This is a genomic window from Bradyrhizobium sp. AUGA SZCCT0222, assembly GCF_018130205.1.
Classification (GTDB): domain Bacteria; phylum Pseudomonadota; class Alphaproteobacteria; order Rhizobiales; family Xanthobacteraceae; genus Bradyrhizobium.
In genome coordinates this window covers 268,991-294,658 of the sequence record NZ_JAFCLX010000001.1, presented here as the reverse complement: position 1 = coordinate 294,658, position 25,668 = coordinate 268,991, and the positions used below count along the sequence as shown (strand labels likewise).

General features: G+C 63.3%; 24 protein-coding genes and 1 pseudogene. 13 read left to right on the top strand and 12 right to left on the bottom strand.

The window, feature by feature from the left end; genetic code table 11:
- Positions 1-410 precede the first annotated feature (410 nt).
- Positions 411-1,397 (bottom strand): annotated as a pseudogene (locus JQ629_RS01290) (IS30 family transposase); the annotation flags it as partial.
- Positions 1,398-1,587: 190 nt separating this feature from the next.
- On the bottom strand, positions 1,588-2,193 hold the full coding sequence (locus JQ629_RS01285) for a DNA-3-methyladenine glycosylase (RefSeq protein WP_212410584.1): 606 nt from the start codon (positions 2,191-2,193) through the stop codon (positions 1,588-1,590).
- A gap of 139 nt (positions 2,194-2,332) precedes the next feature.
- On the opposite strand from JQ629_RS01285, the gene lipA reads away from it, so the two are divergent.
- The 5 genes from lipA (at position 2,333) to JQ629_RS01260 (ending at position 7,041) form a co-directional block, all read left to right on the top strand.
- Positions 2,333-3,292, top strand: coding sequence for a lipoyl synthase (gene lipA, locus JQ629_RS01280; protein WP_212389226.1), 960 nt, complete (start codon positions 2,333-2,335; stop codon positions 3,290-3,292).
- A gap of 34 nt (positions 3,293-3,326) precedes the next feature.
- Positions 3,327-3,845 carry a P-loop NTPase family protein gene (locus JQ629_RS01275; protein WP_249134741.1) on the top strand — a complete coding sequence of 173 codons (519 nt, stop codon included), beginning with the start codon at positions 3,327-3,329 and terminating at the stop codon, positions 3,843-3,845.
- Positions 3,845-4,303, top strand: a complete 459-nt coding sequence (locus JQ629_RS01270; RefSeq protein ID WP_212410582.1) for a type II toxin-antitoxin system RatA family toxin — start codon at positions 3,845-3,847, stop codon at positions 4,301-4,303. Before JQ629_RS01275 ends, JQ629_RS01270 begins: the two co-directional genes overlap by 1 nt.
- Position 4,304: 1 nt before the next feature.
- Positions 4,305-5,225, top strand: coding sequence for an NAD(P)-dependent oxidoreductase (locus JQ629_RS01265; RefSeq protein WP_212410580.1), 921 nt, complete (start codon positions 4,305-4,307; stop codon positions 5,223-5,225).
- 136 nt (positions 5,226-5,361) lie between these two features.
- The gene (locus tag JQ629_RS01260) at positions 5,362-7,041 is read left to right on the top strand and encodes a thiamine pyrophosphate-binding protein (protein ID WP_212410578.1); all 1,680 of its coding nucleotides are present in this window, start codon (positions 5,362-5,364) and stop codon (positions 7,039-7,041) included.
- Between the two features lie 12 nt (positions 7,042-7,053).
- On the opposite strand, the gene JQ629_RS01255 is transcribed toward JQ629_RS01260, so the two are convergent.
- Together JQ629_RS01255 and JQ629_RS01250 are read right to left on the bottom strand one after the other, a co-directional pair.
- Complete coding sequence (locus tag JQ629_RS01255; protein WP_212031415.1) at positions 7,054-7,656, bottom strand: CinA family protein; 603 nt, start codon at positions 7,654-7,656, stop codon at positions 7,054-7,056.
- Between the two features lies 1 nt (position 7,657).
- On the bottom strand, positions 7,658-8,839 hold the full coding sequence (locus tag JQ629_RS01250) for a bifunctional 2-C-methyl-D-erythritol 4-phosphate cytidylyltransferase/2-C-methyl-D-erythritol 2,4-cyclodiphosphate synthase (protein WP_212410577.1): 1,182 nt from the start codon (positions 8,837-8,839) through the stop codon (positions 7,658-7,660).
- 287 nt (positions 8,840-9,126) lie between these two features.
- Here JQ629_RS01250 and dusB point away from each other — a divergent pair, with 287 nt between their 5' ends.
- From dusB to hflX, 7 genes are all read left to right on the top strand, one after another.
- Positions 9,127-10,128 (top strand): tRNA dihydrouridine synthase DusB, encoded by a 1,002-nt coding sequence (dusB, locus tag JQ629_RS01245; protein WP_212410645.1) that lies wholly within the window; start codon positions 9,127-9,129, stop codon positions 10,126-10,128.
- Positions 10,125-11,300 carry a two-component system sensor histidine kinase NtrB gene (locus JQ629_RS01240; RefSeq protein WP_212410575.1) on the top strand — a complete coding sequence of 392 codons (1,176 nt, stop codon included), beginning with the start codon at positions 10,125-10,127 and terminating at the stop codon, positions 11,298-11,300. Before dusB ends, JQ629_RS01240 begins: the two co-directional genes overlap by 4 nt.
- 9 nt (positions 11,301-11,309) lie before the next feature.
- Positions 11,310-12,752 (top strand): nitrogen regulation protein NR(I), encoded by a 1,443-nt coding sequence (ntrC, locus tag JQ629_RS01235; protein ID WP_192735943.1) that lies wholly within the window; start codon positions 11,310-11,312, stop codon positions 12,750-12,752.
- A gap of 146 nt (positions 12,753-12,898) precedes the next feature.
- Positions 12,899-15,247 carry a sensor histidine kinase NtrY-like gene (locus JQ629_RS01230; protein WP_212410573.1) on the top strand — a complete coding sequence of 783 codons (2,349 nt, stop codon included), beginning with the start codon at positions 12,899-12,901 and terminating at the stop codon, positions 15,245-15,247.
- Positions 15,248-15,264: 17 nt separating this feature from the next.
- Positions 15,265-16,635: a nitrogen assimilation response regulator NtrX gene (gene ntrX, locus JQ629_RS01225; RefSeq protein ID WP_212410572.1), complete on the top strand. Its 1,371-nt coding sequence runs from the start codon at positions 15,265-15,267 to the stop codon at positions 16,633-16,635.
- A 316-nt stretch (positions 16,636-16,951) separates the two neighbouring features.
- Positions 16,952-17,200, top strand: coding sequence for an RNA chaperone Hfq (hfq, locus tag JQ629_RS01220; RefSeq protein WP_006020546.1), 249 nt, complete (start codon positions 16,952-16,954; stop codon positions 17,198-17,200).
- A gap of 11 nt (positions 17,201-17,211) precedes the next feature.
- On the top strand, positions 17,212-18,588 hold the full coding sequence (gene hflX / locus JQ629_RS01215) for a GTPase HflX (protein WP_212031420.1): 1,377 nt from the start codon (positions 17,212-17,214) through the stop codon (positions 18,586-18,588).
- A 31-nt stretch (positions 18,589-18,619) separates the two neighbouring features.
- Here the strand turns inward: hflX and JQ629_RS01210 are convergent, their stop codons facing one another.
- On the bottom strand, positions 18,620-19,078 hold the full coding sequence (locus tag JQ629_RS01210; RefSeq protein ID WP_212410571.1) for a hypothetical protein: 459 nt from the start codon (positions 19,076-19,078) through the stop codon (positions 18,620-18,622).
- Between the two features lie 71 nt (positions 19,079-19,149).
- Positions 19,150-19,998, bottom strand: coding sequence for a nucleoside triphosphate pyrophosphohydrolase (gene mazG / locus JQ629_RS01205; RefSeq protein WP_212410570.1), 849 nt, complete (start codon positions 19,996-19,998; stop codon positions 19,150-19,152).
- Between the two features lie 135 nt (positions 19,999-20,133).
- On the opposite strand from mazG, the gene queC reads away from it, so the two are divergent.
- Positions 20,134-20,844, top strand: coding sequence for a 7-cyano-7-deazaguanine synthase QueC (queC, locus tag JQ629_RS01200; protein WP_212410569.1), 711 nt, complete (start codon positions 20,134-20,136; stop codon positions 20,842-20,844).
- A gap of 3 nt (positions 20,845-20,847) precedes the next feature.
- On the opposite strand, the gene JQ629_RS01195 is transcribed toward queC, so the two are convergent.
- The 6 genes from JQ629_RS01195 to nthA all read right to left on the bottom strand — a co-directional run bounded on the left by JQ629_RS01195 (position 20,848) and on the right by nthA (position 25,648).
- Positions 20,848-22,140, bottom strand: a complete 1,293-nt coding sequence (locus JQ629_RS01195; RefSeq protein WP_212410568.1) for a TRAP transporter large permease — start codon at positions 22,138-22,140, stop codon at positions 20,848-20,850.
- Between the two features lie 27 nt (positions 22,141-22,167).
- Positions 22,168-22,710 (bottom strand): TRAP transporter small permease, encoded by a 543-nt coding sequence (locus JQ629_RS01190; protein WP_212410567.1) that lies wholly within the window; start codon positions 22,708-22,710, stop codon positions 22,168-22,170.
- A 9-nt stretch (positions 22,711-22,719) separates the two neighbouring features.
- Entirely contained in the window at positions 22,720-23,727 is a 1,008-nt protein-coding gene (locus tag JQ629_RS01185) for a TRAP transporter substrate-binding protein (protein ID WP_212410566.1), read from the bottom strand.
- A gap of 231 nt (positions 23,728-23,958) precedes the next feature.
- Positions 23,959-24,342, bottom strand: coding sequence for a nitrile hydratase accessory protein (locus tag JQ629_RS01180; protein ID WP_212264650.1), 384 nt, complete (start codon positions 24,340-24,342; stop codon positions 23,959-23,961).
- Positions 24,342-25,001, bottom strand: coding sequence for a nitrile hydratase subunit beta (gene nthB / locus JQ629_RS01175; RefSeq protein WP_212410565.1), 660 nt, complete (start codon positions 24,999-25,001; stop codon positions 24,342-24,344). The genes JQ629_RS01180 and nthB overlap by 1 nt, the downstream gene beginning before the upstream one ends.
- Complete coding sequence (gene nthA, locus JQ629_RS01170; RefSeq protein ID WP_212410564.1) at positions 25,001-25,648, bottom strand: nitrile hydratase subunit alpha; 648 nt, start codon at positions 25,646-25,648, stop codon at positions 25,001-25,003. Before nthA ends, nthB begins: the two co-directional genes overlap by 1 nt.
- Positions 25,649-25,668 lie beyond the last annotated feature (20 nt).

The window sequence follows — 25,668 nt, the reverse complement described above, 5'->3', positions numbered from 1 at the left end:
GCGATGGACGTAACAGTTGCGATTGACGGTCGCGGCTGAAGCGTACGGCGAAAGCGTGTGGTCCTGGCGCCCGTAACGGCGTTAAGTCCTGCGGGAGCTAACGCTTCCGAGGGGCGACGGTGGCAATAGAGGCCGTCTCACCGGGGAGAGCGCGTCATAAGCCGTAAAGCCATTGCGCAGGGAAGGCTGGGTGTTCTCCGCTGCCCTGTATGCTCGTGTGCAGCCTACTTAGCACAATTCGCACACGAGACCGCGGGTGCAGCGCGCACCCGGTCTTCCCTGCGCCCTCTCATTGGAGAGGGTGAGGAATTCCTGGCAAAGCTCGGGCGCAATGCGTCGCGAGAATGCGAAGTCGCGTTTGGATGATGGTGCAATGACAAACACCGCCGTCGTCCCGGCGAAGGCCGGGAGGTGGATTCACACTCGAAGTGCAACACTTGGGCAAAGGACTCCGCAGGGGTCCTGTAGTCAAGGCATTTGCGCGGGGTGTTGTTGTAGATGGCCATGAACTGGTGGAAGCGGCGGGTTGAGAGCGTTGCGAGATCGGTTTTGCGGGGTATGAAGCGACGCATTCGTCCGATGGCGTTCTCAATGCCGCCCTTTTGCCAGGGCGCGTAAGGATCACAGAAGAAGGTGTCGATCGCCAGGCTGTGCAGCCGATGATGGCGTGCGAACTCGGTACCGTTGTCGAAGGTGACGGTCTGGCGAAGCGGTTGCGGGAGGCTGCCGAACAGCTTGAGGAGATGCCGGGCCACGCCGTCGGCCACCTTGTTGGTCAATCGGACGGCAAGCAGCAGGCGCGACTTGCGTTCGTGCACGGTCAGGATCGCCTGACCGTATTTGGCGAACATCATCAGATCGGCCTCCCAGTGTCCGCAGGTGGCACGGTCGGAAGCCTGGACGGGGCGTTCGGCCAAGGAAACACGGCCTTCAATGAAGTTTTGCGAGCCTCCACCCTTCCGGCCGCGGCAGCCGCGCTTGCTCTTGCCGCGTGGCAGACAGCGCCGCCAGCTATAGTCCTTGGTGCGGGCAAGCTGGGCATAAACGAAACGGTAGATGCTCTCATAAGAGATTACCTGGCGACCCCGCTCGCGCCTGAGCCGGCCGGCGATCTGCTCGGGTGACCAGCCGCTTGCGAGCCGCTCAATGACGGCTGCTCGCAAGCTCTCATCGCGTTCCAGACGAGAGCCCTTCCAGCGCCGCGCCTTGGCCTGCAGCTGGGCGTAGCTGGGTTTGTACCCCACCTGCGCCCCACCATTCCGCTTTAGTTCCCGAGAGATCGTTGATGGCGCGCGATCCAGAGCTGCCGCGATTTGCCGGATCGAGCTGCCGTTGGCAGAAAGCTGGGCAATCGCGCATCGGTCTTCAAGGGAAAGCTGCTCGTAACTCCGCCCCATGGCAACACCTCCAGTTGGAAGTGTTGCACTTCGTTTGTGAACTTAGGGGACCCATACGCCGCGGCCCATCGGTAGGAATGCTGGCGTTAGCGACCTGCTCCAACAACAACCGCTTTCGGAGTATGGGTCCCCCAATGCGCAATTGCGCATCTGAGTTCGCCGGGACGACGCTAGAGCGGAGCACGCTTCCTCAAAACGCCTTGCTCAAAAACCGCGAGCCCTTCAGCCCGTACCGCCATGGAAAATCCACCGCCTTGGTGATGCCGATGCGAATGCCGGTGACGATTTCTGCGTCGCCAACCCGCGCATGCAGCGCGATCGGCGGCACATCCAGCGGCAGTTCGCTCTGCTTGATCGTGATGCCCAGCGCTTCGCAGAGTTTGCCGGGCCCCGAGCACAGCGCGCGCTCGTCATGCAATCCGCGGCGGCGGCGCATCGCGGGAATGCCGTGGGTCGGCTGCAGCGCGCGGATCAGAACCGCGCTGGCCGAGCCTTCCTTCTCGCAGACGAAATTGACGCACCAGTGAATGCCGTAGGAGCGATAGACGTAGGAAAAACCGGGCGGGCCGAACATCACGAGGTTCCGCGGCGTCGGGCCACGGTAGGAATGCGCGGCCGGATCGGTGTGATGATAGGCCTCGACCTCGACAATGATGCCGCCGACGCCGTCGAGCAGCAGCGTGGCGCCGATCAGGTCGGGCGCGACCTCGTGCACGCTGCGGGCAAAAAACTCGCGTTTCAGGGCTTTGCCGAGGCGAGGGGCCTTTGTTTCGGCCGGTTGGGGCTTTTGAATCATTTTGAGGTGGGAATCAGCGGGAACAGGAGGAATGCTCCCAACATGTTGCATGTTTCTGCTAGGTTCGGCGAGGTTGCGGCGCAGCGCGACACGGATTAGCTAAGGTTTCCAAGAGTTTTCGGACATTTTCGGACTTAACATGGTCGTTCTCGTCGATACCGTCTCATCCAACCAAGTGCGCCCGCGCCACCCCGAAAAGGTGAACCGGCCGGATGCGCTGTCGCCGCCGAAGCCGGACTGGATCCGGGTGCGCGCGCCGAACACCCGCGGCTACGCCGATACCCGCAAGATCGTCAAAGAGAATGGTCTCGTCACGGTGTGCGAGGAGGCCGGCTGTCCGAACATCGGCGAGTGCTGGGACAAGAAGCACGCCACATTCATGATCATGGGGGACACCTGCACCCGGGCCTGCGCGTTCTGCAACGTCAAGACCGGGATGCCCGGGGCGCTCGATGCGGCCGAGCCGGAACATGTCGCGGAGGCCACCTTCAAGCTCGGGCTCGCCCATATCGTCGTGACGTCAGTCGATCGCGACGATCTCGCCGATGGCGGCGCCGAGCATTTTGCGCAAACCATCCGCGCTATCCGCGCCCGCTGCCCGACCACGACCATCGAGATCCTGACGCCGGATTTCCTGCGCAAGGAAGGCGCGCTGGAGATCGTTGCGGCCGCAAAACCCGACGTGTTCAACCACAATCTGGAAACCGTGCCGTCGCGCTATCTCACGGTGCGGCCGGGCGCGCGCTATTTCCATTCGATCCGGCTGTTGCAGCGGGTCAAGGAAATCGATCCGACCATCTTCACCAAGTCCGGCATCATGGTGGGCCTCGGCGAGGAACGCCACGAGGTGCTGCAGGTGATGGACGATCTGCGCTCGGCGGACGTCGACTTCCTCACCATCGGGCAATATCTGCAGCCGACCCGCAAGCACCACGCGGTGATGCGCTACGTGACCCCGGACGAGTTCGCCGGCTACGAGAAGGTCGCCTACACCAAGGGCTTCCTGATGGTGTCGGCGAGCCCGCTGACCCGCTCCTCGCATCATGCCGGCGATGATTTCGCCAAGCTGCAGGCGGCGCGCGCGGCGCGATCCCGCTGATTCCGGGCGTGGTGTTATGGATCGAATTCTTGTCATGGGCTCGCCCGGATCGGGCAAGTCGACGTTTGCGCGTCGGCTATCTCAAATCACCGGCATCCCGGTCGTGTCGCTGGATGCGCTCTATTGGAAGCCGGGCTGGAAGCCGTCGGACGCCACCGAGTTTGAAACACGCGTCGCCGAGGCGGTGCGCCTGCCTCGCTGGATCATCGACGGCGATTATATCTGGTGGGCCGGTGATATCAGGCGCAGCGTTGCCGATGCCGTCATCTGGTTTGACCTGCCAACGCGAAGCTGCATGGCCGGCCTCATGAGCAGGATCGCTACGAGCTATGGACGCGTGCGGCCAGAGATGGCGGAGGGCTGTCCGGAACGGATCAACGTCGAGTTCTTGCGCTACGTCTGGACATATCGACGGGAGCAAAGGCCGAAATTGCTGCAATATCTAGAGGGGCTTCGAGCTGATCAATTCCTGATCTGCTTTACCGACAGGGCAGAGGCGCACCGGTATCTGGCGAGTTTTGGACGGCGGGAAGGCGCGGAGGGCGTGCACTGATGCCGCGCTTTTCAAGCAAGCGGCGGGCGCATCACACCGCCCAGCAGATGTTCGATCTGGTCGCCGACGTCGAGCGCTATCCGGAATTCGTGCCGTTATGCCATTCGCTGAAAATCCGTCAGCGCACGGCGCAGCCTGACGGCACCGAGATCGTGGTCGCCGACATGACGGTGTCGTTCAAGCTCGTTCGGGAATCCTTCACCAGCCGGGTGACGCTGGACCGTCGCAATCTGAAGATCATGGTGGAGTATCTGAAGGGCCCGTTCAGCAATCTGGAAAACCGCTGGAGTTTCGAACCCAAATCCGAAACCGATTGCGATGTCGGCTTCTTCTTGTCCTACGAATTCAAGAGCCGGATGCTGGCGATGCTGATGGGCACGATGTTCGACACCGCGTTCCAGCGCTTTGCCGCGGCGTTCGAAAAGCGGGCGGATGTGGTTTATGGAAAGCGGGCGTGACATGACGGCATTGGAACGCGTTGGCTTCATCGGTCTGGGCGGAATGGGGCGCGGGCTGGTCAAGAACCTCCTCGCCAAGGGCGTGGCCGTCACGGCCTACGACCTGAACCCTGAGGCGGTCGCCATTGCCAAATCCCAGGGAGCGACGGCGGCGGGCGGTCTTCGCGACATTGGCGAATGCCGCATCATCATGATTTGCGTCAATGCGGCCGAGGACGTCGAGGCGCTGCTGACGGGGACCGACGGGTTGCTCGCCCACCCGGCGCCGGGGCTTGTGATCGTCGATCACACCACGGGCAGCCCGCAAATGGTCGATAAACTCGATCGACTGGTGCGTGCAGCCGGCGGGCGGTATGCCGAGGCGCCGATGACACGAACCCCGAAGCATGCCGACATCGGCAAGGTCAACGTCCTTTACGGCGGTGACGGCGACTTGCTCGCGGAGCTCAGGCCCTATTTCGAACGCTATGCGGAGAACATCTTCCACATCGGCCCGCTCGGCCACGCCATCCGCCTCAAGCTGATCCACAACTACATCGCCTTTGCCAACGTTGCGGCGTGGTGCGAGGGGTTTGCGCTGGCGGCGAAGGACGGCCTCGATCTCAAGCAACTGATCACCATCATCTCGGCCGCCGGCGGCAAGAGCGGCATGCTCGACCTCTATGGCCAGGCGACGCTCGACGGCGACTTTACCCCGCTGATGTCGTTGGCGAACGCCCGCAAGGACGTGCGCTATTACGCGCGCTGGCTGGAAGACGCCGGATTGCCGGGGTTCATGGCGGATGCCGTGCACCAGACCTACCGGCAGGCCGCCTTGCTCGGTCATGACGGCGAATCCTGCACCGCCGTGATCAAGGCTTACGAGGCCGTCACCGGCGTCGAGGCCCGCGTCCGGCCGCACGATCGAAATCAAGACAAATGAATGCTAAACGCTTCAGAGCGTTTTCAAGCGAAGTGGATACCGGTTCGCGTGAAGAAAACGCGTCAAACAAAAAACTAGAGCCCCGTTCCGATCTTATCGGAACGGAAAAGGCTCTGCGGAACGGAAGGACCATGTGATGGACATCAAGGCACCCATGCGAAGCGGTGGGCATATTCTGATCGATCAACTGGCCCTGCACGGCGCCGACACCGTGTTCGGCGTGCCCGGGGAAAGTTTCCTGGCCGCGCTGGATGGCATGTACCAGAACCAGCGGGTCCGCTTCGTCAATTCCCGGCATGAGGGCGGCGCGGCCATGATGGCGGACGCCTATGGCAAGCTCACCGGAAAGCCCGGCATCGCCTTTGCGACGCGCGGCCCCGGCGCCACCAACGCCTCCGCGGGCGTTCATGTCGCGTTTCAGGATTCGACGCCGATGATCCTGCTGCTCGGCCAGGTCGGACGCGACATGATGGAGCGCGAGGCGTTCCAGGAAATCGACTACCGGCAGATGTTCGGGCCGATGACCAAATGGGTCGCCCAGATCGACGACGCGCGCAGAATTCCGGAATTCATCTCGCGGGCGTTTTACACGGCGACCTCCGGCCGTCCCGGGCCGGTCGTGCTGGCGCTGCCCGAGGACATGCTGACCGACGAGGCTGACGTTCCGGATGCGCAGCCTTACAAGCCGCAAACCGTCGCGCCCGGCGCGGAAAGCCTGCAACAGTTCGAGGAGTTGCTGGCCGCGGCACGCAAGCCGTTGTTGATCGTGGGCGGCGGCGGATGGAGCGATAAAGCGCGCCGCGACCTCGAAACCTTCGCGACCGCGCATGAGGTGCCCGTCAGCGCTTCATTCCGGTGCCAGGATTATTTCGACAATCTGCACGCTGCGTACGCCGGTCATGTCGGCATCGGCATCTCCCCGAAATTCGCCGAACGGATTCGTGACAGCGATCTGATCATCGCGCTCGGCACCCGGCTCGGGGAAATCACGACATCGGGCTACAGCCTGTTCGACATTCCGCAGCCGAAACAGCCGCTGGTTCACATCTATCCGGATCCCGAGGAAATCGGCCGCGTCTATGCGCCGAAACTGGGCATCATTTCCGGGAGCGCGGCGTTCGCGGCCGCGATCAGCCGACTGAAACCGAAGCATCAGCCGCGCGGCGACGAACTCAAGGCGGCGCATGCCGATTATCTCGCCTTTGCCGAGCCGACCCGTTCGCCCGGCGATGTTCAGCTTTCGCGGATCGTGCGCGATCTCAGCGAGCGTCTGCCGGAGGATACGATCATCTGCAACGGCGCCGGCAATTACGCCGTCTGGGTTCATCGCTTCTGGCGCTACCGCCAGTTCCGGACCGAGCTCGCGCCGACATCCGGTTCAATGGGATACGGCTTGCCGGCGGCGGTTGCGGCCAAGCATCTGCATCCGAACCGGCCGGTGATCGCATTCGCCGGCGACGGCTGCTTCCAGATGACCGGGAACGAGTTCATGACCGCGGTCGAAAACCGGCTGCCCCTCATCGTGATCGTCTGCAACAACGGCATGTACGGAACCATCCGCATGCATCAGGAGCGGCACTATCCCGGCCGGATTTCCGGCACCAATCTGGCGAACCCGGATTTCGCCGCGCTCGCGCGTGCCTTTGGCGGCTTCGGCGCCCGGGTCGACCGTACCGAAGATTTTGCAAAGGCCTTCGACGAGGCGGTGGCTTCGCGCTTGCCCGCGATCATCGAACTCACGATCAGCCCGGAGGCGCTGACGCCGGCGGCTTCGCTCAGCGAAACCCGCGCCAAGGCGTTGGCCGCGGCGAAGTGATGAGGCAGATCGCTAGGATCTCGGCGGCCGTCGTCGCTTGACGGCGCTGCCCCGGGTCGATCGCGCGACACGCGGGCGGAGCCGGCTCACGGCCTCGCGGCGCGGTTTGACGGATGCCTGCGGTCCGCGCGCGAGTTCCATCAGCATGCGCAGCGCCTCGACCACCGAACGCTGGCGCACGCTGGTGCGGCCGATGGCGCCAAAGCGATGTTCGCGGTGCAGGATGCGGCCGTCGCGCGAGGCGACCGCGAAATGCACGAGCCCAACCGGCTTGCCGGGGGTGGCACCACCGGGACCGGCAATGCCGGTGATGGAGACGGCGAGGTCGACGCCGGCCTTCTCCAGCGCGCCGACCGCCATCGCGGTCGCGGTTTCCTTGCTGACGGCGCCGAAGGTCGCCAGCGTCGTTACCTTGACGCCGAGCATCGCGCGCTTGGCATCGTTGGAGTATGTGACAAAGCCGCGGTCGATGACGTCGGAGGAACCGGGAATATCCGTGAGCGCGCCGGCGACCAGGCCGCCGGTGCAGGATTCCGCGGTCGCAATCGTCAGCTTGCGCATCCGGCATAGATCGAGCAGCGAGCGGGAGAGGGCGCGGGCGTCGCTGCCGCTCATGCTATTCGCTCCAGGGGAGACGGATGGTGGCGCTCGCGGTCGCGGCGATGCCTTCCTCGCGGCCGGTAAAGCCGAGCCGTTCGCTGGTGGTCGCCTTGACGGCGACGCGAGAGATGTCGAGCCCGGTGATCTCGGCGATGCGCGCGCGCATGACATCGCGCAGCGGTCCGATCTTGGGCCGCTCACAGATCAAGGTGACCTCGAGATTGGCGATGCGGCCGCCGCGGGCGGTGACGCGATCGACCGCATATTTGAGGAACTTGTCGGAAGCGGCGCCTTTCCACTGCGGATCGCTGGGTGGGAAGTGCGAACCGATATCGCCGTCCGCCAGCGCGCCGAGGATGGCATCGACCATGGCGTGCAGGCCGACGTCGCCGTCGGAATGGGCGAGAAAGCCTCTGACGTGCGGCACACGGACGCCGCAGATCATCAGATGATCGCCGTCGCCGAAGGCGTGCACGTCGTAGCCGGTGCCGGTCCTGATGTCGCCGAGCATGGCGCCGAGGCGGGCTTCCTCGCGGACAAAATCTTCAGGGGTCGTGAGCTTCATGTTCGCAGGATCGCCTTCAAAGGTCGCCACCGTCAATCCCGCCCATTCGGCGAGCGCGGCATCATCGGTGAAATCGCTGCGGCCCTCGCGGGCGGCGCGGCGATGCGCTTCGAGGATCACGTCGAAACGAAACGCCTGCGGCGTCTGGGCGATGCGCAGCCGCGCGCGGTCCGGCGTGGCCTCGACATCGCCGGCCTCACCGACCTGTTTGATCGTATCGGTGACGGCGATCGCCGGCACGGCGGCGCCGGTGCGGCCGGCGGCGTCGATCGCGCGCGAAATCACCGCAGGCGTCACGAATGGCCGCGCCGCGTCATGGATCAGAACGATGTCGGGCTTCTCGCTGGCCAGCGCCTCGAGCCCGGCATGCACCGACGCCTGGCGCGTCGCGCCGCCATTGGTGGGTGGCTGATGGCGCAAACCCGCGACGGCCTCATTGAAGACCGCTGCGTCGTCGGGATTCACAACCGGTTGCACGGCGAAGACGTCGGGGTGGCGGCAAAACGCTTCCATCGCGCGGAAGATCACGGTCTGCCCGCCGATCGTACGGTATTGTTTGGGCCCTCCCGCGCCGGCGCGAAGTCCGCGCCCGGCTGCGACGAGGATGGCTGCTGTACGCTCAGGTTTCGGCATTTGACTCTAGTTACGGACGGATCGGGTTGAGGAGAGGGGATCGGGCCCCTGCGGCGCACAGCCCTTACCATGCCGAATGCGTAAAAACAGAGCGTTTCCCAATAGCTGTGGGAAAAGCAGTTTTTGTTGCAGTGCACTTGCACAAATGATAGAACTGTCTAAAGTGTAGGCATGAAGCTTGACTGCACAAGATTTGTGCTCACAATATGCGCCGACAGTAGCAATGCCGCTGCTGCCACACCAATGAGAACACCGTGACCGGCCTGGACGACCCACGCCCTAAGACGTTGAAGATAGGCGATATTTCGGTCGCCAACCGGGTTCTCCTGGCGCCGATGTCCGGCGTTACCGATGCCCCCTTTCGACGCCTTGCCGCCACTCTTGGGGCGGGACTCGTCGTGTCAGAGATGACCGCCAGCGACGATCTCGTGCATGGCCGGCCGATGTCGGTGTTGCGCTGCGAGGCGACCGGGATCGGCCCGCACGTGGTTCAGCTTGCAGGCTGTCAAACCCACTGGATGGCGGAAGGGGCCAGGATTGCCGAGGCTGGTGGTGCCGACATCATCGATATCAATATGGGTTGCCCGGCGCGGCACGTGACCGGCGGCCAGTCCGGCTCGGCGCTGATGCGCGATCTCGACCATGCGCTCAAACTGATCGAGGCGACGATCGCTGCCGTCAAGGTTCCGGTGACGCTGAAGATGCGCCTCGGCTGGGACCACGGCTCGCTCAACGCCCCCGAACTCGCGCGCCGCGCGGAAGCTGCCGGCGTGCAGATGATCACGGTGCACGGCCGCACGCGCTGCCAGTTCTACAAAGGCGAAGCGGACTGGAGCGCAGTGCGCGCGGTCAAGGACGCGGTCTCGGTTCCGCTCGTCGTCAATGGCGACATCACGTCGTTCGAGAAGGCGGTGAGCGCGCTCGAAATGTCTGACGCCGATGCCGTGATGATCGGCCGCGGCGCGCAGGGACAGCCCTGGCTGCCCGGCCAGATCGGACGCCAGTTGCAAACCGGAAAGCCCGAAGCCGCGCCCTCGCTGGCCGAACAGCTCGCCCACATCCGCGCGCTCTATGACGAAGTCTGCCGTCTCTACGGTTTGCGTATCGGCCTCAAGCACGCGCGCAAGCATCTCGGCTGGGCGCTCGAGATCGCTGCCGAATGCAGCCGCGCGCCGGCGGAGAAACTCAAGAGCTGGCGGCAAAAGATACTGACGTCGGAGGATCCGCACCGGGTACATCGATCGCTCCAGGACGCCTACGACGATTTTGCATGGAGTGCTGCAGCATGAATTCGGCCGCAGAACAACGCCGGCGAATGCCCTCCGAGGCCGAGGCGATCCTCAATGCACTGCCGAATCCGGTACTGCTGATCGCGCCTGACGGCCGCATTGTCGATGCCAACATCGCCGCTGAATCCTTCTTCGAGATATCGACCCAGTTCCTGCAACGGCAGTCGCTGAAAGAACTGGTGCCATTCGGCAGTCCGCTGCTGGCGCTGATCGATCAGGTGCGATCGAGCGGCTCGCCGGTCAACGAATACAAGGTCGATCTCGGCACGCCCAGGATCGGCGGCGACCGCCAGGTCGATCTCCACGTCGCGCCGCTGACGGAGCGGCCGGGCCACATCGTCGTGATGCTGCAGGAGCGCACCATCGCCGACAAGATGGACCGGCAATTGACGCATCGGAGCGCGGCGCGTTCGGTGATCGCGCTGGCGGCGATGCTGGCGCATGAAATCAAGAACCCGCTGTCCGGCATTCGCGGCGCCGCGCAATTGCTCGAGCAGGCGGCCTCGTCCGAAGACCGGATGCTGACGCGCCTGATCTGCGACGAGGCCGACCGCATCGTCACGCTGGTCGACCGTATGGAAGTGTTCGGCGACGACCGGCCGGTGGCGCGCGGTCCCGTCAATATTCATTCCGTGCTCGACCACGTCAAACGACTGGCGCAATCGGGCTTTGCCCGCAACGTCCGCTTCGTCGAGGAATACGATCCCTCGCTGCCGCCGGTGCTGGCCAATCAGGACCAGCTCATTCAGGTCTTCCTCAATCTGGTGAAGAACGCCGCCGAAGCGGTCGCCGATCTCGGCAGCGACGCCGAAATCCAGCTCACCACCGCGTTCCGCCCGGGGGTACGGCTGTCGGTACCGGGCAAGAAGTCGCGGGTATCGCTGCCGCTTGAATTCTGCGTCAAGGACAACGGCTCCGGCGTGCCGGAAGACCTGTTGCCGAACCTGTTCGATCCGTTCGTGACCACCAAGCAAACCGGCAGCGGGCTCGGTCTCGCGCTCGTCGCAAAAATCGTCGGCGATCACGGCGGTATCATCGAATGCGAATCCCAGCCGCGGAGGACGACGTTCCGCGTGCTGCTGCCGATGTTCAGCTCCACCAAACAATTCGACCAAAGCAATCGCGATGACGTTTCGGGTACGCCGTCGCCTGCCTCACAGGCCGCAAGATGAGGAATAATGATGCCCGCAGGTAGTATACTTGTCGCTGATGACGACACCGCCATCCGCACAGTTCTAAACCAGGCTCTCTCGCGCGCCGGATACGAGGTGCGCCTGACCGGAAACGCGGCGACGCTGTGGCGATGGGTGAGCCAGGGCGAGGGCGACCTCGTCATCACCGACGTCGTGATGCCCGACGAGAATGCGTTCGACCTGCTGCCGCGGATCAAGAAGATGCGGCCGAACCTTCCCGTCATCGTCATGAGCGCGCAGAACACCTTCATGACGGCGATCCGGGCCTCGGAGCGTGGCGCCTATGAATATCTGCCGAAGCCGTTCGACCTGAAGGAGCTGATCACCATCGTCGGGCGCGCCTTGGCTGAGCCGAAGGAGCGCGTGGCGAGTTCTGCCGACGAAGGCGAATTCGACTCTATCCCGCTGGTCGGCCGCTCGCCGGCAATGCAGGAAATCTACCGCGTGCTGGCGCGTCTGATGCAAACCGACCTCACGGTGATGATCTCCGGTGAATCCGGCACCGGTAAGGAGTTGGTCGCTCGCGCGCTGCATGACTACGGCAAGCGGCGCAACGGCCCCTTCGTGGCGGTCAATATGGCGGCAATCCCGCGCGATCTGATCGAGTCCGAACTGTTCGGCCATGAACGCGGCGCGTTCACCGGCGCCAATACGCGGGCCTCGGGCCGGTTCGAACAGGCCGAGGGCGGTACGCTGTTTCTCGACGAGATCGGCGACATGCCGATGGAAGCGCAGACCAGGTTGCTGCGGGTACTGCAGCAGGGCGAATACACAACGGTGGGCGGGCGCACCCCGATCAAGACCGACGTGCGGATCGTGGCGGCGAGCAACAAGGATTTGCGCATCCTGATTCAGCAGGGCCTGTTCCGGGAAGACCTGTTTTTCCGTCTCAACGTGGTGCCGCTCCGGCTGCCGCCGCTGCGCGAGCGCATCGAGGATCTGCCCGACCTGATCCGGCATTTCTTTTCGCTCGCCGAGAAAGACGGGCTGCCGCCCAAGAAGCTGGATACGCTGGCGCTGGAGCGGCTCAAGCAGCACCGCTGGCCCGGCAACGTGCGCGAGCTTGAAAATCTCGCACGCCGGCTCGCAGCGCTCTATCCGCAGGACGTCATCACGGGCTCCGTGATCGACGGCGAGTTGGCGCCGCCGGCCGTGGCGTCGGGGGGCAATGCGCCGCTCGGTGTCGAGAATCTCGGCGGCGCGGTCGAGGCCTACCTGTCGTCGCACTTCTCGGGCTTCCCGAACGGCGTCCCGCCGCCGGGCCTCTACCATCGCATCCTCAAGGAAATCGAGGTGCCGCTGCTCACGGCGGCGCTCGCGGCGACACGGGGCAACCAAATCCGCGCCGCCGATTTGCTCGGCCTCAACCGCAATACGTTGCGGAAGAAGATCAGGGATCTGGATATTCAGGTCTACCGCAGCGGGGGCTAGCCGGTTAGATCTCGTCGAAATCCTGGTATCGAACGCTTTCGCGGCGGGGTGCGCCGCGGAATTGTCGCAATTTGGCAACATTGTGATATGAATGCATCAGTCCGCGGCAGGCGGACACAAAGCCTTTCAAATCACCGATTGCCGGAATGACCACCGCAGAGACCTCGGCGCCTACATTTGACCCGTCGCTTGCCCAATCCCCAGGAGGAATCCTGCGGAAATGGGTGGCGCCGTTTGCGGTCGGGATCGCGCTGCTGTCGGCGTTCCTGACCTTTGTCGTGCTCAGCGGCCTGACGCCGATCGAACCTTCGCGCAACGTCGTCTACTCCTTCCTGTTGATCAATGCCGCGACCATCCTGCTGCTGGTTGCCATCATCATCCGCGAAGTCTGGCTGGTGGTGCAGGCGCGGCGCCGTGGCAAGGCGGCGGCAAGGCTGCACGTCCAGATCGTGGGTCTGTTCTCGGTGATTGCCGTGCTGCCGGCGGTGCTGGTGGCGATCGTGGCCAACGTCACCATCGATCGCGGCCTCGACCGGCTATTTTCGGGCCCGACGCGGGAGGTGATCCAGAATTCGCTGATCATCGCGCGGGCCTACACGTACGAGCACGCGCAGCTCATCAATGGCGACATCCTGGGCATGGCCAATGATATCGCCAACGCGTGGCCGTTGTTCGTCCAGGACCGGCGTACGTTTCTGGAATTGCTGACGGCGAGTGCCTCCAAGCGCAACTTGCCGGGCACCATGCTGCTCGACAAGGAAGGCAACGTCGTGGTGTCTGCGCAAACCGGCATCAGGCAAGCCTTTGCGACGCCGCCAAGGGAATTGCTCGACAATGTCGGCGAGGACAAACCCGAGATTTCGGTTTTCCCGGAAGAGAATTACGTCGCAGCGGTGGTCCGCCTGCGGGCCTTCGACGATACCTTTCTCTACGTCGCGCGCCTGCTCGATCCACGGGTGGTTGGCCAGTTGCGGCAGACCCAGGCCAGCGTCGCCGAATATGCCCAGATCGAAGCACGCCGGCTCGGCATTCAGGTCGCCTTCGCGCTGATGTTCGCAGTGATCGCGCTTACGATCCTGATGGCGTCAGTGCTGATCGGGTTGAACTTTGCCAACTGGCTGGTGGCGCCGATCCGTAATTTGATGAGCGCCGCCAACATCGTCTCCACCGGCGATCTGCATGTCCAGGTACCCGTCCATAAATCGGAAGGCGATCTGGCCCAATTGGGCGAGACCTTCAACAAGATGACCCAGGAACTGCGCACCCAGCGCGACGAACTGGTCAGCGCCAGCGACCTGATCGACAGCCGCCGCCGTTTCATCGAAGCGGTGCTGTCCTCGGCCAGCGCGGGCATCATCGGCGTCGATGCCTCCGGCAGCGTCGGTATCCTGAACCGTTCGGCGGAAAAACTCATCGGTCATGTGGAATCAGAAACGCTCGATCATCCGTTGTCGGATGTGCTGCCCGAACTCGACGACATGATGAAGACCGCGCGCGAGGGTACGCAGAAGCTGGTGCAGGGCCAGATCACCATCACCCGCGATGGCCATGAGAGCAATCTGTCGGTCCGCGTCAGCGCCGAACAGACCGGGCAATCGCGCGACAGTTACATCATCACGCTCGACGACATCACGGATCTGGTTTCCGCGCAGCGCACCTCGGCCTGGGGCGACGTGGCGCGCCGCATCGCCCACGAAATCAAGAACCCGTTGACGCCGATCCAGCTTTCGGCCGAGCGTATCCGCCGCAAGTTCGGCAAGGTCATTATCGAGGACAAGGGTATCTTCGAGCAGTGCACCGACACCATCGTGCGGCAGGTCGACGATATCAGGCGGATGGTCGACGAGTTCTCCCGCTTTGCGCGGATGCCGAAGCCGGTAATGGAAGGCGAGGACGTCGCCGATACCGTACGGCAGGCGGTATTCCTGATGAAGGTCGGGCATCCCGACCTCGATATCGAGACCGAAATCAAGCAAGACCCGATCCGGGCGCAGTTCGACCGCCGGCTGATTTCGCAGGCTTTGACCAACATCATCAAGAACGCGACCGAAGCAATCGAGCAGGTTCCGCCGGACGAGCTTGGCAAGGGTCGTATCGATGTCGTCGCCGCGCAAGAGAACGACGACATCGTGATCGACGTGATAGACAACGGTATCGGCCTGCCGAAGACCGCGCGTTCGCGCCTGCTAGAGCCTTACGTGACGACGCGGCAGAAGGGCACCGGGCTTGGGCTCGCGATCGTCGGGCGGGTGCTGGAAGACCATGGCGGCCGCATCGAGCTCAAGGATGCCTCTGACTTCCGGCCGGGGCAGCGCGGGGCCTGGATGCGGTTGCGCTTTGCCGTCTCCGGCCAGGCGCCGAAGGCCGAATCGAAAGAACCGGCTGCGGCCGTAAAAGAGCAGGGCGACGAAACAAAAGCGCCGGCTTCCGAAACCAATGAGGCGGCAAACGCGACTAATGATGAACCAAAAATCAAAGCCGCAACAGGCAACTGACAAGACAGGTGTAACCCATGGCCAGTGACATTCTGATTGTCGACGACGAAGCAGATATCCGGGACCTTGTTGCGGGCATTCTGGACGACGAGGGTTTCAGCACCCGGACCGCGCGTGACAGCGATTCGGCGCTTGCCGAGATCGCCAACCGCCGCCCCCATCTGGTGTTTCTCGACATCTGGCTGCAGGGCTCCAAGCTCGACGGCCTGCAATTGCTCGAGCAAATCAAGAAGGATCACGCCGACGTGCCCGTGGTGATGATCTCCGGGCACGGCAACATCGAGACCGCGGTCGCCGCCATCAAGCGCGGCGCCTATGACTTCATCGAAAAGCCCTTCAAATCGGACCGCCTGATCCTGGTGGCGACGCGGGCGCTGGAAACCTCGCGCCTCAAGCGCGAGGTAAAAGAACTCAAGCAACTGGCTCCGGCTGCTAGCGTTCTGACCGGGCGCTCGGCCTGCATGAACCAGCTGCGCCAGACCGTCGACCGGGCCGCCAAGGCCAACAGCCGCATCCTGATCGTCGGCCCTCCTGGTTCAGGCAAGGAGCTGGCGGCGCGGACGTTGCATCAAGCCTCGAGCCGCGCCGAAGGGCCGTTCGTCGTCATCAACGCAGCGGCGATCACGCCGGAGCGGATGGAAGTCGAAATGTTCGGGGTCGAGCAGACCAATGGCGAACAGGCGCGCAAGGCCGGCGCGCTCGAAGAGGCTCATGGCGGCACGCTGTTCATCGACGAAATCGCCGACATGCCGCGCGAAACCCAGAACAAGATCCTGCGCGTGCTGGTCGATCAGACCTTCCAGCGTTCGGGCGGCACCGCCAAGGTCCATGTCGACGTCCGCATCGTCTCCTCGACCGCGCGCAATCTGGAAGAGGAGATCGCCGAAGGGCGATTCCGCGAGGACCTTTATCACCGGCTATCGGTGGTGCCGATCCGGGTGCCCCCGCTGTCGGAACGCCGCGAAGATATTCCCGAACTGATCGACTACTTCATGGATCAGATTTCGATCGCGACCGGCTTGCCGAAACGCCAAATTGGCCAGGATGCGATGGCGGTACTGCAGTCGCATGTCTGGCCCGGCAACGTCCGCCAGCTCCGCAACAACGTCGAGCGGGTGATGATTCTGGCCGGCGGCGGGCCGGAAGCGATCGTCACCGCCGACATGCTGCCGCAGGACGTCGGTTCGATGGTGCCGGCCATGCCGACCAGCAACAATGGCGAGCACATCATGGGCTTGCCGCTGCGCGAAGCGCGCGAAGTGTTCGAGCGCGATTATCTGATTGCCCAGATCAGCCGGTTCTCGGGCAACATCTCTCGCACAGCGGAATTCGTCGGCATGGAGCGCTCGGCCCTGCATCGCAAGCTCAAAGCGCTCGGAGTTGGTTGAGCGCTTGTTGCGCGAAGAGGTATTTGCATCGCTTATTCGCGTGCGAGCCGGACATCGGCCGCAAGCGAATCTGCGCCACCGATCCATGCAGTTGCTTGAGAATATTCATCTCTTTCCGGAGTTCTACGGAGAATGGTCACTAGGTTCCGCGTGGGTGACGCGCGAACTGGCTTGCCTAAAAACCGCGCGTACCCTCTAATCGAACTGCCGAGCCGACCGGAGGGGGATCTCAGGGGAAGCCGGCAACCGGGGCAGGCTCCGTGAGAGAGCAACAACCGGTTAACAAAAAGAAGCACAAGACGGCGGGACAAAAACAATGGCGGCAGACCGCGCACAAAACCTACAAGACACCTTCCTAAATCACGTTCGCAAAACCAAAACGCCACTAACGATCTTTCTGGTCAACGGAGTAAAGCTGCAGGGGATTGTCACCTGGTTCGACAATTTCTGCCTGCTGCTTCGGCGCGACGGTCACTCGCAGCTTGTATACAAGCACGCGATCTCGACCATCATGCCGGGCGCGCCGATCCAGTTGTTCGAAGGCGGTGAGGATGCTCCGGCTTGAGAGTGACCTGATTGGAACCCCTCAATCGTGAAGGGGGCGCCGACCGTCCGCGGTCGGCGGGGGGCAGACAGACCGGACGGGTGATCGTCATCGGTCCTTATTTGCGTATGCGCCGCGGCGATGCCGATGCGCAGGCGAACGAGGCTGTGCGCGATTCCGAGGCGCGGCTGGAGGAGGCCGCAGGTCTGGCGCGTGCCATCGACCTGACGGTCGCCGATTCCCTGATCGCTCCGATCAGCCAGATCAGGCCCGCGACCTATCTCGGCAAGGGCAAGGTCGAGGAGATCCTCGGCCTCATCAAAGGCCATGACATCGAACTCGTGGTGATGGATTGCGCGTTGTCGCCGATCCAGCAGCGCAATCTCGAGAAGGCCTGGGACACCAAGGTGCTCGACCGTACCGGGCTGATCCTGGAAATCTTCGGCCGTCGTGCCAAGACCAAGGAAGGCTCGCTGCAGGTCGAGCTCGCGCATCTGAATTATCAGCGCAGCCGGCTGGTGCGATCATGGACCCATCTGGAGCGCCAGCGCGGCGGCTTCGGCTTCATGGGCGGCCCCGGCGAGACCCAGATCGAGGCCGACCGTCGCCTGATCGGCGACCGCATCACGCGGCTTGAGAACGAAATCAAGAAGGTGCAGGCGACGCGGCGACTGCATCGTGCCGGCCGGCAGCGGGTGCCGTATCGTGTGGTCGCGCTGGTCGGCTACACCAACGCCGGCAAATCGACGCTGTTCAACCGCCTGACGCGCGCCGACGTCCAGGCTGCAGACATGCTCTTTGCTACATTGGATCCTACATTGCGCGCGCTGACCCTGCCGCATGGCGGCAAGGCGATGCTGTCGGACACGGTCGGATTCATTTCCAATTTGCCGACGCAACTGGTGGCCGCGTTTCGCGCCACGCTGGAAGAGGTGCTGGAAGCGGACATCATCCTGCACGTCCGCGACATCTCGCATGAAGACGCCGAAGCGCAGGAGCGCGACGTCGACGCGGTGCTGCGTCAGCTCGGGATCGACCCGGACGCAGGCGCGCGCATCCTCGAAGTCTGGAACAAGATCGATCGCTTCGATCCCGAGGAGCGTGACAACCTGCGCAACATCGCCGCGCGCCGACCAGAAGAGCGGCCGTGCTTCCTGGTGTCCGCCGAAACCGGCGAGGGGATCGAGACGCTGCTGACCGCGATCGAGGATCGGCTCGCCGCCTTCCGGATGACGCTCGATCTATCGATCGACGCCTCCGATGGCGCCGGCATCAGCTGGCTGCATCGCAACGCCGAAGTGCTTACCAAGGAGCTTCACGGCGAGCGGTTCGACATGACGGTGCGGGTCGACGAGACCAAACACGACATCGTGGTGTCGCGGTTCGGAGCCGTGCCGCACGCGGCCTAGCTGGGTTGGGCGGGAAGCTGCCTATTCTCGATTAGGCCGCGAGGGTCACAAGCGACAGGGCGAACGCTGCCAAGCAGATCAGCACACGCGCCCGATGCCAGCCGGCCCAACGCGCCAGCACGGCCGGCAAATCCTCGGGCGACACCGCGTGCCGTGCAAAGGCATCGTTCGCCGACCTGAAATAGACCAAATAGATCGCGACCAGACACCACGCCAGAACGGCTGCGGTGATCGCCGCGGTCGTGCGCGGCCCAACCCCCTCGGATTGCAGCACGATCTGTATCGCAGCCAGCACAGCGGCCATTGGCGCAGCCGTTGTCAGCGGCGCAAAGAAGCGGTACAGGCGCGGCCCATAGCTTGGGTGCAGCGCGTAGAACGTGTCCGCAGACAGCGTGCGCCAGTAAGGCAGCAGCAGCCGGTCTTCGGCCAGCAACGCACCAGCGAGAAGGCCAAGGCTGGCGGCCGCCATGAAAGGAAGCAGTTGGCTCACCAATCCGATCAAAGGCATGGCCCCTTAATTGAGACAATATCGGGGGACGGTATCGGCCAGCTGATGCAGGTTCAAGCCTTCGCTGCCGTTGTCGGCTCCGCCGGTTGCTCATCGCCCTTGGCCTCATTCCACAATGCGTCCATCTCGGTGAGCGACGCGCCCTCGAGCGAGCGGCCCCTGGCCGCCAACGCGCGCTCGATATAGGCAAAGCGGCGCTCGAATTTCGCGTTGGTGCCGCGCAGTGCGGTTTCCGGATCGGCGCCGACATGCCGCGCCAGATTGACCAGGGCGAACAGGAGATCGCCGGTCTCGCTGGCGAGTTCTTCCGCATCGCCCTTGTCGAGCGCGGCCTCGATCTCGTCGGCCTCCTCGCGGATCTTGTGCAGCACGGCCCGGGGATCGTTCCAGTCGAAGCCGACGGTCGAGGCCTTGCGCTGCAATTCCATCGCGCGCGTCAGCGCGGGCTGACCGGCCTTGACGCTCGATAGCAACGATTTGGGTCCGGCCGGCTCCGGCGGCCGGCGCGCGGCACGTTCGGCCTTCTCCTCGGCCTTGATGCGCTCCCAGGCGCTCTTGACGCCGGCCGGCTGGATGTTGCCGTCCTTGTCGGCGAAGACGTGCGGGTGCCGCCGGATCATCTTTTTCGTGATCGCCTCGACTACGTCGCCGAAAGCAAAGGCGTTCTGTTCTTCGGCCATACGCGCATGATAGACGACCTGCAGCAGTAGATCGCCGAGCTCCTCGCGGAGATCGTCGAGATCGCCGCGGGTGATGGCGTCGACGACCTCATGGGCCTCTTCGATGGTGTAGGGCGCAATCGTCGCAAAATTCTGTTCGAGATCCCACGGGCAACCGGTGACCGGCGTGCGCAGCGCCGCCATGATTTCGAGCAGCCGGGAAATATCGCGGGAAGGGGTCATGGGTTTACCGACGCCGGGGAAAGGACAGACCTTGGCTTTATGCCGCAAGCGGCGAACCGATCCCAGCGGAACGCGCCGAAACCGGATTGATTTCCACCGATTGGCCTGCGCGCCCGGGGATGGTAATGGGGCTCCATGAGCGATCCGTTCCAATCCGAAACCGCGCTGGTGCTGTTTTCCGGCGGACAGGATTCCACCACCTGCCTGGCCTGGGCCCTGCAGCGCTTCGCGCGCGTCGAAATGCTGGGATTCAGCTACGGCCAGCGTCACGTAATTGAGCTTGGGTGCCGGGATCGCCTGCTATCGGGCATCAAATCATTGCGGCCGGATTGGGCAGCGAGGCTCGGGGAGAGCCATACGCTGGAGATTCCGACGCTGGCGGAGATTTCCGACACCGCACTAACGCGCGATGTCGCGATCGCGATGGGCGAGGACGGGCTGCCCAATACGTTCGTGCCCGGCCGCAATCTGGTGTTTTTGACGTTTGCCGCGGCGCTGGCGTACCGGCGCGGCATCCGCCACATCATCGGCGGCATGTGCGAGACGGATTATTCCGGCTATCCGGATTGCCGTGACGAGACCATCAAGGCGCTGCAGTCCGCGCTCAATCTCGGCATGGCCAGACAATTCGAACTGCACACACCGCTGATGTGGCTGAACAAGGCCTCGACCTGGAAGCTCGCACATGACCTCGGCGGGGCAGGGCTGGTCGACCTGATCCGCGAACATTCCCACACCTGTTATCTCGGCGAGCGGGGCGACCAGCACGATTGGGGCTATGGCTGCGGCGAATGCCCGGCCTGCGCGCTGCGCGCCAAGGGCTGGCGCGAATATGCCGGCACGTAAGGGCTAGTGAAATCCGAACGAGTGCGGCAACCACAGCGAGATCGCGGGAATGTAGGTCACGATCATCAGCACCGCGAACATCACGTAGTAGAACGGCCAGATCTCGCGCATGATGTCGTCGACCGAAACCTTGCCGATCGCGCAACCGACGAACAGCGTCGTGCCGACCGGCGGCGTCAAGAGGCCGATGCCGAGATTGAGCAGCATGACGATGCCGAAATGCACGGGATCGATGCCGAAGCTCTTGACCACCGGCAGCAGGATCGGCGTGCAGATCAGCAACAGCGGCGCGAGATCGAGCGCGGTGCCCAGCACCAGCAGCATGATGTTGAGCCACATCAGCAGCACGTATTTGTTGGCTGAAATCGCGACGAAGAATTCCGTCATCTTTGCGGGCATTTGCATGATGGCTGCGATGTAGCCGAAGCAGGATGCGGTGGCGACCAGCGTCAGCACCATCGCCACGGTCTGCAGCGTCCGGTAGGCGAGCTGCGGGAGTTCCGACCATTTGTAGTCGCGGTAGATGAACATGGTGACGAAGAACGCCCAGACGCAGGCCACGGCGCCGGCCTCGATCGGCGTAAAGACGCCCGTTAGGATGCCGCCGAGCACGATCACAAGCGTCACGATGCCCCAGAGGGCTTCGACCAGCATTTTGGCGGCCTGCCGGATCGGCACCGGCTCGCCCTTCGGATGCTTGTCGCGATAGGCGTAGAACAAGCACAACAGCATCAGCGAAAAGCCCAGCAGCAAGCCGGGCAGGATTCCCGCCAGGAACAGGCTCGTGATCGAGACGACCCCGCCGGTCGCCAGCGAATAGATCACGGCGTTGTGGCTCGGCGGAACGACGATGGCCTGCAGCGAGGCGCTGATGGTGACATTAGTCGCGAAGACGCGCGGGTAGCCCTTTTTGGCCATCTGCGGAATCATCACCGAGCCGATCGCGGAGGTATCGGCGACGGACGAGCCGGAGATGCCGCTCATGATCGTCGTTGCAAGGATGTTGACTTGCGACAGCCCGCCGCGAATGCGGGTGAAGCCGACGATGACGGCGGCAAAGTCCACCAAACGTCGCGCCATGCCGCCCTCGGCCATGATCGCGCCGGCCAGGACAAAAAATGGAATGGTCAGCATCGACACCTTGCCGACACCGCTGGACAGTTGCTGCATGATCGCGGCGACCGGAAGGTCGATCCACAGCGCGCCGACCAGCGCGGACAACGCCATGGCATAGGCAATCGGCATGCCGATGGCGAAGAAGACGACCATGCTGAGAAGGAGAACTGCGATATCCATCGGACGTCCGTGCTGGAAGGGGAAACGCTATTCGATAGGGACGTGGGGATCGCCGCCGCTCGATGGCGGAGGCCCGATGGTCAGCCGTTCGATCACGAACAGCAGCATCATGGCGCCGCTGATCGGGATCGGCAGGTAGGTGACGCCGACGGAAAGCCAGGGAAACTCATCGACCGAATTGCCCCAGGTCGCCAGAGCGAGCTTCATGCCCCACACCAGCATGAAAACCGCCACGGCACCCATCAACAGCTCGCTGATCACGGCGGCCGCCGGGCGCAGTCGAGGGGGCAGCAGATCGGTGCCCACCGTCATGTTCATATGGATGCGCTGGCGATAGCAATTCGCGGCGCCGATGAAGGTGATGCCGACCGTCAGCAAGACGGCCAGCGGCTCGGGCCAGGACGAGGCGCTGTTCAGGATATAGCGGGTGTAGACCGCCCAGGGAATGATCGCCGAGACCAGGACGAGCGCCGCACACGCGATCACGGCGCCGGTCCAGTAAACTGCGTTCATGGCACTGCGGAACAGTCCGGCTCCGGGATCGCCGGCCACTCCAGTCTGCGTATTCATCCGCTGGGCCTACTTCACGGCGTCGATGCGCTTGACCATCTCGGCGTATTTGGCGCCGTATTTGTCCCAGACCGGCTTGACCGCATCGCGCCACGGCTTCTTGTCGACGTCCATGATCATCTCGGTGCCGGCGGCCTTCATCTTGTCGATCGCGACTTTCTCCGCCTCGTGCCACAGCACGCGCTGTTCGGCCTGGCATTCCTTCGACAGTTTCTTGATCAGCGCCTGATCCGCCGGCGTCAGTTTCTGCCAGGAGATCTTCGAGAAGACGAGCAGTTCGGGAATGATCAGATGCTCGGTCATCGTGAAGTATTTTGCGACCTGATTGTGGTTCTGGGCGATGAAGGAGGGCGGGTTGTTCTCCGCGCCGTCGATGACGCCGGTCTGCATCGAACTGAAGACCTGGTCGAAGCCCAGGGCGACGCCGTTGCCGCCAAGCGCGTTCATCGTATCGACGAACAACGGGTTGCCCATCATGCGGACCTTGAGGCCCTTCAAATCCGCCATCGTCTTGATCGGTCGCTTGCTGTTGTAGATGTTGCGCGAGCCCGCATTCATCCAGCACAGTGCAACCAGATTGGTCTTCTCATTCGCCGAAATCTTCGCCAGCAGCTCGTCGCCGATCTCGCCATCGATCACCGCTTCCATATGCTTGGAATCGCGGAAGACGAACGGCATGTTGAAGACGTTGACGTCGTCCACGACAGGGCCGACGGCGCCGACGGAAATCCGGGCCATCTGCAGCGCGCCGAGCTGGGCCTGCTCGATCATCTCCTTTTCGCCACCAAGCTGCATCGACGGGAACATCTGAATGGTAAGGCGGCCGTCGGTGGCGGTTTCCAGCTTCTTGCCCATGCGCACCACGGCCTCGACCGTCGGATAGCCGAGCGGATGAACGTCCGATGCTCTGATGACCATCTTGGTCTGGGCGAACGCGCGTCCCGGACCGCCGATGCCGCCCGTCGCAGCCAAAGCAAACGTCGCGGCGCCAGCTCCGAGAAAATCTCTTCGCTTCATGATTGTCCTCCCTCGATGTTTTATTTGTCGCTGCCGGCATCGTTGGCCGACAGCGTTATTTTCGTGAACAGACTATGCAGTCCGGATTGGCGAAGTAAACAGGGACCGATGCCGCGACAGATTAATTATTGGATCGAATGATCCATTGATTGGATGGTTCAGGCACCGTCGGCCAATCGCGGGCGATCGACACGTTGGAAATAACGGGCCTCGAAGGGCGAATATATGAGCCTAGCCGAAATCACCCGGCGTCAGCTCGATCGGCGCACCGTGCGGGGTGCGGTCGGCGGCGTGATCCCAGGCGTCGCGATAGCGGTGCAGGACATCCGACGTCGTGACACCCTTGGCGGCGACGAGCGTCTCCAGCGTCGCCAGCCAGTGCTGGTAATAGGTCTCGCCCGTATCGGGATCGCCGGCGGCCTGGGCGCGCTTGATCTCTGCGCCAAGGGTCTCCGCCCATTCCTTCCAGGTGAAAACCCCGGCCTCGTGCAGTGCCAGCGCCATCGCAAAGGCGCGGGCTTCCCAAGGCTCCCGGAACACCGGGCCGTCCTCGTCGCGCGGCACGCCGGGGACGGCAACCGCCGCCCGCATCGCCTGTTGCGGGGTCAAATTCATCACGCGCGCTCCAGATAGGATTCCCAGGCGTCGACCGAAATGCTGAGCGTCGGGTCGGTGTCCTTGCCCCACAATTCAGGTCCGTCGAACCGCACCGTGTAGAGCCATTGCGGGTTCTCGCCGACGCCGAGCGAATTGAGATCGGCGAACACGTGGCACCCGTGATTGAGCTCGATCGTGCCGAGATGCCCGCGGACATATTGCGGCAGCCGCGTATGTGTCTGCGGATGAATCTCCTTCATCCGCACCGTTTCGCCGACCGCGAACAGGGCAGGCGACGTTGGCGTGCGTTCGGTCGAGGCGCCACGCCGGATCGTCGGAACGACATCCTGCGGGGGCAGGGTCTTTACGTCGGGCTTCGGCGGCGAGAGCACCTTGCCGGCCTCGATTTCCTCTGATGTCACCAGTCCGCGTTCGATCATCAACGTTTCGAGACCGGCGAGCCAGATCTGGAAATAGCTCTTGCTGAGGTAGTCCTCAGGCGGACGGTTCTCGCGCGCAAAGCGCGACATGTCGATGTTCCAGCCGCCGGGACGTGACATCGCGACCGTCAGCGCAAAGGCGCGGCGCTCCCATTCGCCATGAAACACCGGCTCGTTCGGCTCGGGCACGACGGGGCCAAAGCCTTTGGCGCCGCCCATATCGTGCGCGCCGTCCATCAGGCGGTCTCGCCGGGTTGTTTCGGCAATCCGGTGCCGATCATGCTGTCGCGGGTGACGAGTTCGGCGAGCTGCTCGGCGCTCCAGCCTTCAGTGCCTTCGGGCCGCATCGGCAGCACGAGGTAGCGGATTTCGGCGGTGGAATCCCAGACGCGGATCCTTGTCGTCTCGGGCAGGGCGACGCCAAAATCCTGCAACACGCCGCGGGGATCGGAGACGGCGCGGGAGCGGTAGGGCGCGGATTTGTACCACACCGGCGGCAGCCCGAGCACCGGATGCGGATAGCAGGAGCAGAGCGTGCAGACGACCATGTTGTGCTGTTCGGGTGTGTTCTCGACCACCACCATGTGCTCGCCTTGCCGCCCGCTATAGTCGAGCTCGGCGATTGCCGCCGTCGCATCCTTCATCAGCCGCGCGTGATAGGCCGGATCGCTCCAGGCTTTTGCGACGACGCGGATGCCGTTGCGCGGGCCGATCTTCTTTTCATACAGGTCGATCAGCAGATCGAGCGAGGCCGGATCGACATAGCCCTTTTCCGTCAGGATCGATTCCAGCGCCCGCACCCGCAGCTCGGTCTCCGACAATTCCGAATGGTCGTGATCGTGGTGGTGGTGATGGTCGTGGTGATCGTGGTCATGGCCTGTCATGCGGCCAAGATAGTCGCAAA

Coding starts and splice junctions, on each gene's coding strand:
- JQ629_RS01285 (WP_212410584.1), bottom strand. CDS start 2,193: ATGATTCAAAAGCCCCAACCGGCCGAAACAAAGGCCCCTCGCCTCGGC.
- lipA (WP_212389226.1), top strand. CDS start 2,333: ATGGTCGTTCTCGTCGATACCGTCTCATCCAACCAAGTGCGCCCGCGC.
- JQ629_RS01275 (WP_249134741.1), top strand. CDS start 3,327: ATGGGCTCGCCCGGATCGGGCAAGTCGACGTTTGCGCGTCGGCTATCT.
- JQ629_RS01270 (WP_212410582.1), top strand. CDS start 3,845: ATGCCGCGCTTTTCAAGCAAGCGGCGGGCGCATCACACCGCCCAGCAG.
- JQ629_RS01265 (WP_212410580.1), top strand. CDS start 4,305: ATGACGGCATTGGAACGCGTTGGCTTCATCGGTCTGGGCGGAATGGGG.
- JQ629_RS01260 (WP_212410578.1), top strand. CDS start 5,362: ATGGACATCAAGGCACCCATGCGAAGCGGTGGGCATATTCTGATCGAT.
- JQ629_RS01255 (WP_212031415.1), bottom strand. CDS start 7,656: ATGAGCGGCAGCGACGCCCGCGCCCTCTCCCGCTCGCTGCTCGATCTA.
- JQ629_RS01250 (WP_212410577.1), bottom strand. CDS start 8,839: ATGCCGAAACCTGAGCGTACAGCAGCCATCCTCGTCGCAGCCGGGCGC.
- JQ629_RS01240 (WP_212410575.1), top strand. CDS start 10,125: ATGAATTCGGCCGCAGAACAACGCCGGCGAATGCCCTCCGAGGCCGAG.
- ntrC (WP_192735943.1), top strand. CDS start 11,310: ATGCCCGCAGGTAGTATACTTGTCGCTGATGACGACACCGCCATCCGC.
- JQ629_RS01230 (WP_212410573.1), top strand. CDS start 12,899: ATGACCACCGCAGAGACCTCGGCGCCTACATTTGACCCGTCGCTTGCC.
- ntrX (WP_212410572.1), top strand. CDS start 15,265: ATGGCCAGTGACATTCTGATTGTCGACGACGAAGCAGATATCCGGGAC.
- hfq (WP_006020546.1), top strand. CDS start 16,952: ATGGCGGCAGACCGCGCACAAAACCTACAAGACACCTTCCTAAATCAC.
- mazG (WP_212410570.1), bottom strand. CDS start 19,998: ATGACCCCTTCCCGCGATATTTCCCGGCTGCTCGAAATCATGGCGGCG.
- queC (WP_212410569.1), top strand. CDS start 20,134: ATGAGCGATCCGTTCCAATCCGAAACCGCGCTGGTGCTGTTTTCCGGC.
- JQ629_RS01195 (WP_212410568.1), bottom strand. CDS start 22,140: ATGGATATCGCAGTTCTCCTTCTCAGCATGGTCGTCTTCTTCGCCATC.
- JQ629_RS01190 (WP_212410567.1), bottom strand. CDS start 22,710: ATGAATACGCAGACTGGAGTGGCCGGCGATCCCGGAGCCGGACTGTTC.
- JQ629_RS01185 (WP_212410566.1), bottom strand. CDS start 23,727: ATGAAGCGAAGAGATTTTCTCGGAGCTGGCGCCGCGACGTTTGCTTTG.
- JQ629_RS01180 (WP_212264650.1), bottom strand. CDS start 24,342: ATGAATTTGACCCCGCAACAGGCGATGCGGGCGGCGGTTGCCGTCCCC.
- nthB (WP_212410565.1), bottom strand. CDS start 25,001: ATGGACGGCGCGCACGATATGGGCGGCGCCAAAGGCTTTGGCCCCGTC.
- nthA (WP_212410564.1), bottom strand. CDS start 25,648: ATGACAGGCCATGACCACGATCACCACGACCATCACCACCACCACGAT.